The sequence below is a fragment of the Streptomyces sp. NPDC034085 genome (genome assembly GCF_055575555.1).
This window is the reverse complement of the sequence record NZ_JBVISL010000009.1, coordinates 1-13,577: the sequence shown is the minus strand read 5'-3', so window position 1 is coordinate 13,577 and position 13,577 is coordinate 1. Positions and strand designations below refer to the sequence as shown.

Below are 13,577 nucleotides of genomic sequence, written 5' to 3'. Positions count from 1 at the left end.
CCCCACCGGGCAGTATCTCCCCGTTCGCGGGCCGCCGCCACCCTCGATCAGCAGCGGGGTGCCCAGCTCGGACCGGTAGGAGGAATCCACCGATCTGGTATTCCAAGTCGTGCGGCCCTCGGTGGACTGGCGGGCGGTGTACGCCGCCCCGGCGGGCGCCCGCTCCCTGCTTGCCGGCCTCGCCCCGGTGATCGCGGGTCGGGACCGGGTGCAGCTCGGGGATGTGGCGCGGATGGCCCGGGTGGGTCGGGCCGCGGTGGTGAACTGGCGCCGCAGGCACCCCGACTTCCACGCCGCGGCCGGCGGCACGGAGGTGCACCCGCAGTTCGACCGGCCGGCGGTGGTGGCGTGGCTGCTCGCCCACGACAAGATCGAGGTGCCCATCGGCATGCCGCCGTCGGCTTCGCTGACCGTGGTCTGCCCGGGGCGCCGTACGGTCCGGTTCCGGCTCGATGGCCCGCACCCTGTGCTCGCCGACGACGCCGAGGGGGAAGACGAGCTGTCCGGCTGGTCCGCCGACGAGGACGCCGACGAACTCGCCGCCCTGACCGAGGGGGAGTTCGGGGCAGCGATCCGCCGGCTGACGGCACCGGGCACGGTGCCGTTGGCGGTGCTGAGCCGGGTGCGGGTGGTCGAGCGGTTCCGTTCGGGATCGGGTGGTCTGCGGATGACGCTGGCCTGGCCCGCAGGCCCGCAGGCCCGCAGGCCCGCTGCATGGTGGGACCGGCAGGTGTGCGGGTCGGAGCCGGATGCCCCGGAGCCTGGCCCGAGGCCGGGCCGCGACTACGTAGAACTGGTCGGAGGCCCCCTGGACGGCCGCTGGACGTGACGGGGGTGGCCCCCGTAGGAGGTCGTGGACATGGCGCTGATGATGTCGGAGCACGGTCACTTTGGGCCGGCGGAACGCTTGGAGTACGTACCGGCTGAGCCGGCCGGCTCCGGGGATATCGGCCGGTTCGTATGACGGGGCGACGACCCGTAGCCGCAGCCGGACCTCCGGGCCCGGTGGTAGGCCGGTCAGTTCCTGTTCCGATTCCGACTGGGTCATGCCCACCTGGGAGCAGAGGGGTGCGGGGCCACCCTGGTGAGGGGGGTGGGCTCCCTGACCCGCATGTCCGGCTGAGTTCATGGTGCTTCTGGGGCCTCCAGCCGGGTGCAGGTAACGACGCGGGGCCCGTCGTCTTCGTACTCGGGGAACGTCAGCACCACTTTGTCCTTCCCGCCGCTGACCTGCATCTTCGAGTAGCCGGAGTCCTGACCGCTGATGAGCCCCCCAGACAGGGTGTACCTGCCCCCGAGCGCCTCCTCCACGTCCTCGGGAACGTCGTGGACCACGTACGGCGCGCGCCGCTTGAGTACCACGGAGAGCTGACCTCCCTCAAAGGACCAACTGCCTTCCTGCGACCACGCAGAACCCGCGCCCCCGCCGCTCACCAGGTATCGCCCGTCCTCGTACACGTCGAGCCGGGCCCCCTTGCCGTTCTCTGCCTCGAAATTCCAGCTGCCCTTCATGAAAGCCCCCAGCGTGTGGAACCTGACGCTGGTGGAACCATTGCCCGAGCAGGCAGCCATGGCTGCGGCAGCGAAGCCAGCGAGCGCGTACCGCAACGCGGCTCGGCGCCCCACCACCTGGACGAAGTTCCTCGCGTTCACTGGAGTTCCCCCTCCTGTCTCCGCCCTCGCGCACCGAGCGCAAGATTGCATCCCCCACAACATCGCCGCACCGTCCGCCGTAGGCCAGAGAAGCAACCATCTATGGCCGAATCCATGAGGACCCGAGAAGGCGGACCTGCGGGGAGTTCTGCCCGTTGGGCCGCGACGCCCTCGTGTCCTGGTGACTTCACTGGTCTGCGGAGGCCGGCCGTGCCGCCGGCGTCAGTGGCAGCGCGAACAGGGGCGGTCTGGCTGGGCGCCCAGGTCACAGGCTGGGGTCCGCCGGGCGCGGGCGCGGGGGTGGTCCCGGGGTGCTCTTGGGATGGTGCGGAAGCCCACATTCCCAGTAGAGCGCGTTCGATTTCTTGGCCAAGTGATCGCCTGCACCACGCTGCCCGGTCACCCGCTGCACTCGGCCGTACGGCGCCCGCCGCCGGGCCGTGCGGCCCGGCGCGCCCCAGGGTTGGGGGTGGGGGCTGGCGGATGGTGTGGAGGTGCGGGGACGTGGTGCTACGGCCGCCGGTCGTGCCGATGCTGGCGCAGGCCGCCGAGACGATCCCGGCCCCGCCCCGTTCTGGCCCGGGCTTGGCCTATGAGCTGAAGTACGACGGTCACCGGCTGCTCGTCTTCACCCCCTCCGAGCCGGGCGGGCGGGTGCTGCTCCAGACCCGCCGCGGCGCCCTGGTCCAGGAGGCGTTCCCCGACCTGGTGGCCGCCGCCGGCCAGCTGCCCGCCGGCCTGGTCTTCGATGGCGAAGTGCTTGCCTGGGACGTGGAGGCCGGCACCTGTCCTTCGAGGGTCTGCAACGCAGGGCCGCCGCCCGCGCCCGCAGCGCGCCGGCCCTGGTGGCACGCTGGCCGGCCCTGTACGTCGCCTTCGACGTCCTTCAGGCCGATGGCACCGACCTGACCGCACTCCCGTACGCGGAGCGCAGGCGGCGCCTGGAAGTACTGTTCGCCGCCCGCGCGCTGACCTCCCCGTGGACCTTGTGCCCGATGACCACAGACGTGGCGATGGCGGCGGACTGGCTCGACTCCTGGACCGACGTCGCCGGTCTCGAAGGCGTGGTGGCCAAGCCCATGGGTGCGCCGTACCAGAGCGGCCGCCGCGCCTGGACCAAGATCAAACGACGTGACACCGCCGAAGCCGTCGTGGGCGCCATCTCCGGCACTCTCGCCCGCCCGCAGTTCCTCGTGCTCGGATGCTACGACCACGAAGGCCGGCTGCGCACGGTCGGCCGCACGGTCACCCTCCGACCGGAACAGGGCCGCCACGTCGCCGAGCACCTGACCGTGGCCGCGCCCGGACACCCCTGGGAAGGCGTCCAGTTCGCAGCTTCCTGGGGCTCCCGCGACGTCTTGGACGTGACCCTGGTCCGCCCCGACCTGGTCGCCGAGATCAGCGCGGACCGCGCCGTCGACCGCGGCGGGGTGTTCCGCCACCCGCTCCGCTTCAAGCGGCTGCGCCTGGACGTGACGCCCGTGGATGTTCCCGGTTTCGGGGTGGGTTCGGCGCCAGCCGGAGATTGACCGCTCTCACGCGCTACGGGGCGGGCTTGGGCGCCGGGTGAACGTGATCTGGGACTTGCGGGGCTAACCCCTCGCTGTTCCACAGTGCGGATCACGTTTCCGGCCGGAGGCGTGATCCGCACTTTCACGTGAGGAGTTGTCTGGCATGAGCACGTCAGAGACGGCTGGGGAGTCGACGGGCGAGCAGTCCGGGCTGGAGCCGGCCGGACCCGCCGGGTGTGCGCGCGGCATGGCTGCGGCGGCCTGGACCCGGTCCTGTGGTGCGACGAACACGGCGGCGAGGCGCCCCCGGTGCTGGAGTGGCACGCGGGCGGCGGCCTGCGCTGCGGGCAGCTCGCGCGCGGCAGGGCTGCAAGCGCGTAGGGGCTCGTCGGCTGCGGGTGGTCCCGGCACACCCTCGGATGCGCCGGGGGCCGGTCAGGCCCGGATATCACCGTCCGGGGCGCTGGCGGCGCGCTGGTACCAGGCTTCTGCCTCAGTCTCGCGGCCAGTGTTCCGCAGCAGCACTGCGAGGTTGTTCATGGCGTCGGTGTTTCCGGCGTCGGCGGCGCGCTGGAACCAGGGTTCCGCCTCGGTCTCGCGGCCAGTGCCTACCAGCAGCAGTGCGAGGTTGTTCATGGCTTCGCTGTGTCCGGCGGCGGCGGCGCCCTGGTACCAGGGTTCCGCCTCGGTCTCGCGGCCAGTGTCTACCAGCAGCACCCCGAGGTTGTTCATGGCTTTGGTGTTTCCGGCGTCGGCGGCGCGCTGGTACCAGGGTTCCGCCTCGGTCTCGCGGCCAGTGTCTACCAGCAGCACCCCGAGGTTGTTCATGGCTTCGGTGTTTCCGGCGGCGGCGGCGCGTTCGTACCAGGGTTGCGCCTCGGTCTCGCGGCCAGTGTTCTGCAGCATGAGTGCGAGGTTGTTCATGGCTTCGGTGTGTCCGGCGTGGGCGGCGCGCTGGAACCAGGGTTGCGCCTCGGTCTCGCGGCCAGTGTTATGCAGCAGCGCTCCGAGGTCGTTCATGGCGTTGGTGTGTCCGGCGTTGGCGGCGCGTTCGTACCAGGGTTCTGCCTCGGTCTCGCGGCCAGTGTTCTGCAGCAGGAGTGCGAGGCTGTTCATGGCTTCGGTGTGTCCGGCGTTGGCGGCGCGTTCGTACCAGGGTTCTGCCTCGGTCTCGCGGCCAGTGTTCTGCAGCAGGAGTGCGAGGTTGTCCATGGCTTCGGTGCGTCCGGCGTCGGCGGCGCGCTGGAACCAGGCTTCTGCCTCGCTCTCGCGGCCAGTGTCTTGCAGGAGCAGTGCGAGGTTGTTCATGGCTCCGCTGCTTCCGCCGTCGGTGGCCTTTCGGTACCAGGTTTCTGCCTCGTTGGTGCGGCCGGTGTCGGCCAGCAGCAGTCCGAGGCCGTGCATGGCGTTGATCTGTCCGGTGTCGGCGGCTTTTCGGTACCAGGTTTCTGCCTCGTTGGTGCGGCCGGTGTCGGCCAGCAGCAGTCCGAGGCTGTACATGGCGCCGGTGTTTCCGGCGTCGATGGCTTTTCGGTACCAGGTTTCTGCCTCGGTCTCGCGGCCAGTGTTCTGCAGCAGGAGTGCGAGGTTGTCCATGGCTTCGGTGTGTCCGGCGTCGGCGGCGCGCTGGAACCAGGCTTCTGCCTCGCTCTCGCGGCCAGTGTCTTGCAGGAGCAGGGCGAGGTTGTTCATGGCTCCGCTGCTTCCGCCGTCGGTGGCCTTTCGGTACCAGGTTTCTGCCTCGTTGGTGCGGCCGGTGTCGGCCAGCAGCAGTCCGAGGCCGTGCATGGCGTTGATCTGTCCGGTGTCGGCGGCTTTTCGGTACCAGGTTTCTGCCTCGTTGGTGCGGCCGGTGTCGGCCAGCAGCAGTCCGAGGTTGTACATGGCGCCGGTGTTTCCGGCGTCGATGGCTTTTCGGTACCAGGTTTCTGCCTCGTTGGTGCGGCCGGTGTTGGCCAGCAGCAGTCCGAGGTTGTACATGGCGCCGGTGTCTCCGGCGTCGATGGCCTTCCGGTACCAGGTTTCCGCCTCGTCGATGAGGCCGGCGTCCTCCAGCAGCCGCGCGAGGCTGAACATGGCGTCAAAGTCTCCGGCTTCGGCGGCCCGTTGGAGGTGCTGCTCGTCGGTTTCCGATGCCTCCGCTGCCGGCACGGGGGTGGGTCCGGGAGCGAGATGGGCGGTGCGCAGACGTGCGGCGACGTCCTTGGCGGTGAGGGGACGGCCGGCGGGGTCTTTGGCAATAAGGGAGGTGATGAGGTTGTCGATGTCGGGCGGGATTGCGGGCTGGTGGGTGCTGGGCGGTTCGGGAGTGGTGGACAGATGCATGGCGATGACTGCGTACGCGGAGTCCGCGGTGAACAGGGGGCGCCCGGTGAGGAGCTCGTAGAGGCTGACGCCCAGGGCGTACAGGTCGGACGAGTGCGTCGGTGTCTGTCCGCTGAGCTGCTCGGGAGCCATGTAGTGAGGGCTGCCGAGCAGCGCTCCGGTCATGGTCAGGCCGATCGTGCCGTCCTGGACCTGGGCGATCCCGAAGTCGCAGATCTTGACGGTGCCGTCGTCGAGCAGCATGAGGTTGGCCGGCTTGATGTCGCGGTGGACGATGTTCCGCGTGTGGGCGGCGGCCAGCCCGTCGCACACCTGGGCGCCGTACTCCACTACCTGCTCCAGGGGGAGCCCACCGGGGTGGTCCTCGCGCAGGACCGTCGCGAGATCACGCCCTTCCAGGAACTCCATGACGAGGAACGGAGCGACTTCCACGTGCCCGTCGGCGCTCGTCTCCTGGTGCTCGCCCAGGTCGTGGACGACGGCGATGTTGCGGTGGTTCAGCCGGGCGGCTGCTTCGCCCTCACGGCGGAAACGGGCCAGGACCTGGGCAGCGAGCCGGTCGTCACGCAGATGGGAGGTGAGCACCATCTTGATCGCGACGGTACGGCGCAGCCTCAGATCGGACGCCGCCCACACCTCGCCCATGCCGCCGTGCCCCAACCGGCTCTCGAGCCGGTAGCGGCCCGCTAGCTCCATCCCCCTGTACATGCAGGTCAACGTATGCGACTCGCCCGCGATGCGACAAGATCCTCCAAACCTGGGCGGGGTCTTCCGGCCGCATCCGCCGGCCCGCTGCCAGGAGTACGAGCACCGCCGCGACACCGCGACCGGTCCGCTGCGCGGGTCGGCCGCGGGCGGTCCCGGCGCACCCTCGGATGCGCCGGGGGCCGGTCAGCCCGGATCTCGTTGACCAGCATCCGCAGGGTCAGGCTGTGCTTCTCCGGCGGCAGGGCGTCCATCGCGGCGGTGGCGTGCGCGATGCCGCCCGCCTTGTCGCCGGAGCGGGCGAGCATCAGCGCGCGGTGGAGTTCCAGGTGGGTGGCGAAGCGAGGCAGAGCTGCGGGGAGTTCGGCCAGGGCCTGGTCCTGCGCCTCGGTCGCGGCCTTTTCGTCACCGAGGCGGGCCAGGAGCAGGGAGCGGAAGACGTTCAGCCGCCACCAGGGGACGGCGTAGTCGGACGTCTGCTCATACGAGCCGACCGTATCGAAGATGCGCCGGCCGCGCTCGTCCAAGGCCAGGGCGGCGGCCCGGTCGCCGCGCAGCGCGGCCGCGTGGGCCTTGCCGTAGACGGCGTTCAGCAGCCCCAGCGACGGCCGGTCGCCGGAAAGGGCCAGCGCCTGGTCCGCGACGACGTCCGCGACGCCGAGACAGGCGCCTTCGTAGTCTGCTGGTCTACCTCGGCGGTGACCCCGAGTTCCCCGATGCCCACCCGGACCAGGTCGCCGCTTTCGCGCGCCGCCGGGACCTGCCGGTGCTGCTCGACCGGCATGTGCCCCTCGAGCATGAGGGTGTGGGTCCGGGGCCGAGCGGCGATCGCCCTCGGGTCCGAACTCACCGGCCTGACCGCCTCCACCGTCCGCGCCGACGCCTTCCGAGGACACCTGGATCCCGGCATCGAACGGCACGGCCGCCGCTGGTGGACCCGCGCCGCCGCCGAAGCCCGTACCACCCGGCCCGCCCAGTACAAGGGCCGCACCCTGGGCGCGAAGGACCGCACGCCGCGCCAGACCCCGCCCGACACCCGCCTCCCCGAGATCGCCGCCGCCCTCGCCGCCGCGCGAAACGGGCAGACACCGCCGGTCACCGCGGACTCGATCGCCGCCCGCTACGGCGTCAGCACCCGCACCGCGGAACGATCTCGGCGACGGGGGACACCGACGCCCTCGTGCTGGAGGGCGCTCTGGTGCTGCGTCAGGTCGTCGCTTGCGCCCGCGCCGGCGACGCCGACGGGGCCTGGAGCCAGGCCGCCCGCGCGCTGGAGGTCTCCGGGCGCCTTCCGGAAGGCCATCACGATCTGCGGTGGCAGACCGTGTTCTCCCGGGCGAACGTCCTGGTCCACACGACCGAGGCCGGCGTCGAAGTCGATGCCCCCGACACCGGGCTGTCGTTCGTCGACGACGTCGACGTGGCCGCGATGCCGAGCCGGGAGCGCATCACCCACTACCGGATCGACGAGGCGCGGGCCATGCACCGCATGGGCCGCTCCGGCGACGCCGTGGTCACCCTGCGATCGGCGGCGCAGCGCGCCCCGCACTACGTCCACGCGCACCCGATGGCGCGTGAGCCGGTCGGGGACATGGTCCGACGGGGCGTTCCGTCGCAGGCCGTCGCCCTGTCGGGGCTGGTGCGCGGAATGGAACTCGTGTCCTGACATCAAGGCGCATATGCCAGTTGGGCGGCCTACAGAAATCCTGTGGGTCGCCCTTCGTCTTCAGCGGGACCCTCATGCCGTGACCATCACCTACGGTTCCCAACCGGGCACGGGAGGCGACATGGGCGACATCCTGCACGTCCTGCACGGCCGCGACACCATCGAGAGCGCCGCCGCCTACCGGCGGCTCGGCTGGCCCGTCGCGATCGGCCACCGCCAGCGCACCGGCTCCGGCTGCACCTGCCAGACCGACCCCGCGGCGCCGCTCTGCATCACCCCCGGGGCCCACCCGGTCGGGGACACCGTCGTGCCGCTGGAGCACGGTGACCTCACCGGAGCGTTCGAAGCCGCCCCCGGCGCCGGAGTCATCGTGCCGTGCACCCGCTTCGACGCCCTGGTCGTCGCGCACGCCATCGGCATGGGCGTCATGCTCCGCGCCGACGCGACGAACCTCCACATCCCGTGCCTGACCGCCGGACACACCACGGCGACCCTGCTCGTGGAACCCGGCACCGGCAGCCTCCTCGCCGACTGCTCCCAGGTCGACGTCCGCTCCGGACCGGACAGCTGGGTGGCCATGCCCCCTTCGTACGGCATCCGCTGGGACACCGCCCCCGACGACGAACTCCCCCTGCCTCCCGCCCAGGCCGTAAGGCCGCACCTGGCCCAGGTCCTCAAGCTGTCCCTCGCCGCCCGCGCACAAGGATGACCGCGGTGGCAGGCCGCACCGGACGCCGCCCCGGCCCCGTGTCCGCGCCGTACCAGGTGGGCGACGTGGTGCGCGGCCCCGAAGCCCTTCCCCGGGCGACGACCGCACCCCCGCCACCTACGAGGGCGAAGTCGTCCAGGTCGGCAGCGGCTGGAACGGCGTCGACGCCGATCACGCCTACCTCTGGATCCGCCTTGCGGACCGTACCGAACGCCGCCTCGCCATAAGGGGCTCCACCCTGATCCCCCCGGCCGAGCGGCGCGCCCCGTGAGCCTGCCCCCGCCCGGGGCGGACTGATCCACCGCGCAGCCACGGGCCGCACCTGGCTGCTGCGGCCCGTGCCGGGCCGGTGCCCCACCCCCCTTCGGAGCACCGGCCCGGCCCACCCGACTTCCGCCCCGCGACGCTCGCGCCGGCGATCACCACGTCCGTCCCTTCCGGGGCGTAACCGCACCGGGGCTTTCCCCGGCGCACACCCGAGGCAGGCAACACCGCCCGCCTCATGGCAGCAGGAGGAATTCCATGCCCGAGAGCACCACGCCCGACCCGAAGCCGGGAAGCGGCCTGCTCCTCGCGTCCCGCCGCATCAACGCCGCCCGCTCGCGCGCCGAGCAGGAGTCCGACGGCGGCGGCACCGGCCGATCCGACAGCAACGACTAGGTCGTGTCTCTTCGATCAGCCGCTCGTTGTTCTGGTCATGCTCAGCAGGGGGGATCTGACTGACGGCGAGTGGGCGGTCTTGGAGCCGCTGCTACCGAAGAGCAACAACCGATGCGGCAGGTGGCGAGACCATCGGCAGGTGATCAACGGGATCATCTACCGGGTCAGTACCGGCTGCCAGTGGCGCGAGTTGCCTGCACGCTTCGGTCCCTGGCAGACCATCCACAAACGGCACATGCTCTGGTCGGCCGATGGCACCTGGGAGACGCTGCTCCGACACGTCCAGGCCGTTGCCGACTCCAAGGGCGACATCGACTGGGACATCAACATCGACTCCACCTCGATCCGCGCCCACCTGCACGCCGCCGGAGCGCCAACGGCACCGCCGCCCACCCTGTCGGCCACATCAAAGGGGGCCGCGGAAAGATCAGCTCACCTGCGCGCGCACTTGCATCTGCGGCCGTTCTCGGAGGAGGCGGTGCGGCAGGCGAGGCTCTCGGTCGCTCGCGCGGCGGGCTGACGACGAAGCTGCACCTGAGCGCGGACGGCAAGTGCCGGCCGCTGTCGCTGGTCGTGACACCAGGGCAGCGGGCCGACTGCACTCAGTTCGAAGCGGTCATGGACAAGATTCGGGTCCCTCGGCTGGGCCCGGGTCGGCCTCGCCGAAGGCCCGACAGCGTGGGCGCCGACAAGGCATACAGCAACCGCAGAACCCGCACCTATCTGCGCGAGCGCGGTATCCGACACGTGATCCCTGAGAAGCGGGACCAGGCAGCCGGCCGCCTGCGCAGAGGATCCCGCGGCGGACGGCCTCCCGGGCTCGACAGGGGCCGCTACAAGAAGCGCAACACCGTCGAGCGCGCGATCAACAAGCTGAAGCAGTTCAGAGCTGTTGCGACCCGCTACGACAAGCGCGGATACGTCTTCCTCGGCACCGTCACCGCCGCAGTACTCCTGATCTGGCTACGCTCGTGACCAGAGGCATATCCGACTGCCGCCCGCACCCTCCCATGTGGACCAAGAGCCGACGTAGTAGGGCCAAAACGGGTTGCGGCCGGGCACATGATCAGCTTGGGTGCGTGCTCGTGACTGCCTTGAACGATCTCGTACGTCCGGACCGCTATCCACGCTCCTCTCGGTACGACCCCGCCTGGTTGCTCGACCTCGACATGGGGCCGAACCCGCTGTGGCTGCTGGAAGACCTCGCCCACGATCTCGACCTGCGCCCGGGCATGCGGGTTCTCGACCTCGGCTCCGGCAAGGGTGCCACGTCGGTATTCCTGGCCCGCGAGTATGGAGTCGACGTCGTCGCGGCCGACCTGTGGATCGCCCCCGAACAGGCGGCACAGGTCTTCGCCAAGGCGGGTGTCGGAGACCAGGTGGAGGCTGTGCGAGCGGAGGCGCACGCCCTGCCGTTCGAGGAGCAGAGCTTCGACGCGATCGTCAGCGTGGACGCCTTCGAGTACTTCGGTACGGCGGATAACTTCCTGCCCTATCTGCTGCGCTTCCTCCGGCCCGGGGGACAGCTGGGTATGGCGACTCCCGCCATGACACGGGAGATCCGTGAACTCGGGATGATCCCGCCCCACATCAAGGAAGTGGTCGGCTGGGAAGCGATCGCCTGGCACACGGCGGAATGGTGGCGCTTCCAGTGGGACATCACCGAGTTGGTGAAGGTCACATCCGCGCGGCTGCAGCAGGACGCCTGGCAGGACTGGCTGCTGTGGGCCCGGGCCGGCGCTGAGCACCATCCCGACGGCCAGAGCGCGAACCAGCCCGTTATCGACATGCTCACCACAGACCGTGGAGAATTCCTCTCCTTCGCTCTGGTAACCGCACATAAGAACTGAGCACACGCCACGTCGACGGTCTGTCTCTCCGGTCGTGATCGGAGAGACAGAACCTAACCGACAGGAGCTGACCATCTGATGTTCGACGCCCCTTCGTGGGCGGAAGGGCTGGGCGGGGACACCTTCCTCGCCCAGTCGTATTTCCGCTCCCACCTCGTCGTCCGAGGCAAGCCCGACGACTTCGCCGACCTCATCTCATGGACCACCCTCAACCAGGTGATCGCCACCCACCGGCTGGAGCCGCCGCGGCTACGCCTCTCGCAGGGCGGCGAGATGGTGCCGCTGTGCCGGTACGCGGTCCCCGTCACCACCCGCCGGGCCACGGTCTGGCACCGCATCCAGCCCGCCGAACTCCACGCGCGGATCCGCGAGGGCGCCTCCCTGGTCGTCGACTCGATCGACGAAATCCATGGCCCGACCACGGCCGCAGCCGAAGGCCTGGAACGGTTCCTGCGGACCCCGGTGCAGGCGAACGCGTACGCGTCGTGGACCGCGACCGAGGGCTTCGGGACCCATTGGGACGACCACGACGTCGTGGTCTGCCAGGCTGAGGGGGCGAAGCGGTGGCGAATCTACGGCCCCACCCGCCCAGCCCCCACCTGGCGCGACACCGACACCCCGCAGGTCCCCGACGGGGAGCCGCTCGCCGACATCGTCCTGAATCCGGGAGACACCCTCTACCTGCCGCGCGGCTGGTGGCACGCGGTCACCGCCGACCAGGGCGCCCCCTCCCTCCACCTGACCTTCGGCCTCACCACCCAGACCGGCGCCGACTTCATGACCTGGGTCATCGACCAGCTCCGGGACGACGTCCGCTTCCGCACCGACGTCCCCCGCTTCGACACCCCGGCCGCCCAGAGCACATACGCAACCGCGCTCCGCGAAGCCGTCGTGACCGTGCTGGACGATCCGGTCGTCACCGACCGGTGGGCCCGCTCGCTCGACTCCACCCACCACGGCCGGCCGTACGCCTCCCTGCCCCACCTGGACCAGGTCCCCGCCGACCCCGACCTGACCGTCCGGCTGACCTGCCCCCGTGCCCGACTCGACCAACACCCCGAGACGGGCGAGTGGACGCTCTCGGCGGCCGGGACCGCGTGGGACTTCGCCGCCCCGGCTGGCCCCCTCCTCACACGGCTCGCGACCGGCCAGCCGGCCACGCTCGGCGAACTCGCCCAACAGGCGGGCCTGCCCGTCGCCGACACCGCGGCCCTGCTCACCGTCCTCGTACAGGGCCAAGCCGCCGCAGTGTCCGGGGCCGGCCGGTGACGGCCGAAGCCGCCCTGGGCACCCCCCGGGTCCGCGCCGCCGCCACGGCGGCGCGGACCGCGTGCGAGGGCGGGACCGGGTGGATCGACACCGCCCCGAACTACGGCGCCGGCACCGTCCATACGCAGCTCCGCCCGGTGCTCGACGACTTCCCCGCGGTGCGGGTGGCGACGAAGACCGGCTTCTACACCCGCGCCCAGGGCCAGGCCGCCGTCGAGGCCGGAGTGCTCCGCACCGGGCAGGCCGATGGCCGGCATAGCCTCGCCCCGGACTTCATCGACTGGCAGACCCGCCGCTCCGCCGCCGCACTTGGCCACGCCGACATCGTCTTCGTCCACAACCCCGAAACTGCCGGTCACGGCGACCGTGACCTCCTGCACGCCGAACTCCGGGCCGCCTTCGAAGTCCTCGAGGCATGGCCGGATCGGGCGTGATCGGCGGGTACGGGGTCGCGACCTGGTCCGGGTTCACCGACGACGCCTTCACCGTCCCGGAACTCCTCGCCCTCGCCCGCGAAGCGGGCGGCCCCGGCCATCATCTGACCGCAGTGCAGCAGCCGGTCAGCCTCGTCATGGCCCAGCCCATCACCCACGCACTCGACGGCCGAGGGCCCCTGGTTCAGGCCCGCTCGGCCGGACTGCTCGCCTTCGGGTCCGCACCCCTGCACGGCGGCGATCTCCTGCACCTGATCACGCCCGAACTGGTTGAGTTGATCCGGCCCGGCGCACCCCCGGCGGCGGCCTGCCTGCTCGCCGCCGGCTCCTGCCCGAGCCTGGACGTCCTGCTGGTCTCGGCCAGCACCCCGGAGCACTGGAACACCGCCGTATCGGCCCTGGACGACCCGCTGACCGACACGGAACTCAGGAGGGTCCTCGATGTACTCGCCCCCCGATGACACCACCCAACAGCGGATGCAGGCCGCGCACGGCGAAGCGGCCAACCGTCTCGCCGTCACGACCGGACCTCCGTACGCATGGGGCTGGAACGGCCGCACCATCAGCTCCCGCGCGGCATCGACCACTGGCTCCGCGTCGAAGCCACCCGCGACGACCGGGCCAGCACGCGCTTACCCCACGAGGGCATCCCCGGCGCGGAACACATCCCGGACGCCGTACCGCGCCCGCGCGTGCACGCCACCGTCCGCTGGACCAAGGACGGCTGGACCTACGACGCCGACCTCCTCACCCACATCGCCCAGCCGGTGATCTCCCCGGCCACCCCTGAACTCC

At 71.0% G+C, this 13,577-nt stretch carries 13 protein-coding genes and 3 pseudogenes; 13 read left to right on the top strand and 3 right to left on the bottom strand.

Translation table 11 applies throughout. The features are described from left to right. Positions 1 to 109: 109 nt before the first annotated feature. On the top strand, positions 110 to 829 hold the full coding sequence (locus tag ACZ501_RS26555; RefSeq protein WP_468798749.1) for a hypothetical protein: 720 nt from the start codon (positions 110 to 112) through the stop codon (positions 827 to 829). A 296-nt stretch (positions 830 to 1,125) separates the two neighbouring features. Here ACZ501_RS26555 and ACZ501_RS26550 read toward each other — a convergent pair whose 3' ends face one another. Further along, positions 1,126 to 1,653, bottom strand: coding sequence for a hypothetical protein (locus ACZ501_RS26550; protein ID WP_468798746.1), 528 nt, complete (start codon positions 1,651 to 1,653; stop codon positions 1,126 to 1,128). 102 nt (positions 1,654 to 1,755) lie between these two features. Here ACZ501_RS26550 and ACZ501_RS26545 point away from each other — a divergent pair. The 3 genes and pseudogenes from ACZ501_RS26545 to ACZ501_RS26535 all read left to right on the top strand — a co-directional run. Then, positions 1,756 to 2,720, top strand: a pseudogene (locus ACZ501_RS26545) (ATP-dependent DNA ligase); the annotation flags it as partial. 12 nt (positions 2,721 to 2,732) lie between these two features. Further along, a complete protein-coding gene (locus ACZ501_RS26540; protein WP_468799210.1) occupies positions 2,733 to 3,182 on the top strand; it encodes an ATP dependent DNA ligase in 450 nt (149 codons plus the stop codon). Positions 3,183 to 3,398: 216 nt separating this feature from the next. After that, the gene (locus tag ACZ501_RS26535) at positions 3,399 to 3,545 is read left to right on the top strand and encodes a hypothetical protein (RefSeq protein WP_468798744.1); all 147 of its coding nucleotides are present in this window, start codon (positions 3,399 to 3,401) and stop codon (positions 3,543 to 3,545) included. A 54-nt stretch (positions 3,546 to 3,599) separates the two neighbouring features. Here ACZ501_RS26535 and ACZ501_RS26530 read toward each other — a convergent pair whose 3' ends face one another. Further along, positions 3,600 to 6,197, bottom strand: a complete 2,598-nt coding sequence (locus ACZ501_RS26530) for a serine/threonine-protein kinase (protein ID WP_468798741.1) — start codon at positions 6,195 to 6,197, stop codon at positions 3,600 to 3,602. Between the two features lie 5 nt (positions 6,198 to 6,202). Further along, entirely contained in the window at positions 6,203 to 7,114 is a 912-nt protein-coding gene (locus ACZ501_RS26525; protein WP_468798738.1) for a hypothetical protein, read from the bottom strand. A gap of 260 nt (positions 7,115 to 7,374) precedes the next feature. On the opposite strand from ACZ501_RS26525, the gene ACZ501_RS26520 reads away from it, so the two are divergent. The 9 genes and pseudogenes from ACZ501_RS26520 to ACZ501_RS26480 all read left to right on the top strand — a co-directional run. Beyond that, a complete protein-coding gene (locus ACZ501_RS26520) occupies positions 7,375 to 7,860 on the top strand; it encodes a hypothetical protein (RefSeq protein WP_468798735.1) in 486 nt (161 codons plus the stop codon). Positions 7,861 to 7,939: 79 nt separating this feature from the next. After that, complete coding sequence (locus tag ACZ501_RS26515) at positions 7,940 to 8,569, top strand: hypothetical protein (protein WP_468798732.1); 630 nt, start codon at positions 7,940 to 7,942, stop codon at positions 8,567 to 8,569. A gap of 522 nt (positions 8,570 to 9,091) precedes the next feature. Next, on the top strand, positions 9,092 to 9,229 hold the full coding sequence (locus tag ACZ501_RS26510; protein ID WP_351037008.1) for a hypothetical protein: 138 nt from the start codon (positions 9,092 to 9,094) through the stop codon (positions 9,227 to 9,229). A 37-nt stretch (positions 9,230 to 9,266) separates the two neighbouring features. After that, positions 9,267 to 10,204, top strand: a pseudogene (locus tag ACZ501_RS26505) (IS5 family transposase). Between the two features lie 179 nt (positions 10,205 to 10,383). Beyond that, entirely contained in the window at positions 10,384 to 11,079 is a 696-nt protein-coding gene (locus ACZ501_RS26500; RefSeq protein ID WP_245692734.1) for an SAM-dependent methyltransferase, read from the top strand. A gap of 78 nt (positions 11,080 to 11,157) precedes the next feature. Continuing rightward, complete coding sequence (locus ACZ501_RS26495; RefSeq protein WP_468798730.1) at positions 11,158 to 12,348, top strand: cupin domain-containing protein; 1,191 nt, start codon at positions 11,158 to 11,160, stop codon at positions 12,346 to 12,348. Further along, a complete protein-coding gene (locus ACZ501_RS26490; protein WP_468798727.1) occupies positions 12,345 to 12,782 on the top strand; it encodes a hypothetical protein in 438 nt (145 codons plus the stop codon). Before ACZ501_RS26495 ends, ACZ501_RS26490 begins: the two co-directional genes overlap by 4 nt. Then, the gene (locus ACZ501_RS26485) at positions 12,764 to 13,243 is read left to right on the top strand and encodes an aldo-keto reductase family protein (RefSeq protein ID WP_468798724.1); all 480 of its coding nucleotides are present in this window, start codon (positions 12,764 to 12,766) and stop codon (positions 13,241 to 13,243) included. The genes ACZ501_RS26490 and ACZ501_RS26485 overlap by 19 nt, the downstream gene beginning before the upstream one ends. Before the next feature lie 78 nt (positions 13,244 to 13,321). After that, positions 13,322 to 13,577: pseudogene (locus ACZ501_RS26480) on the top strand (hypothetical protein); the annotation flags it as partial.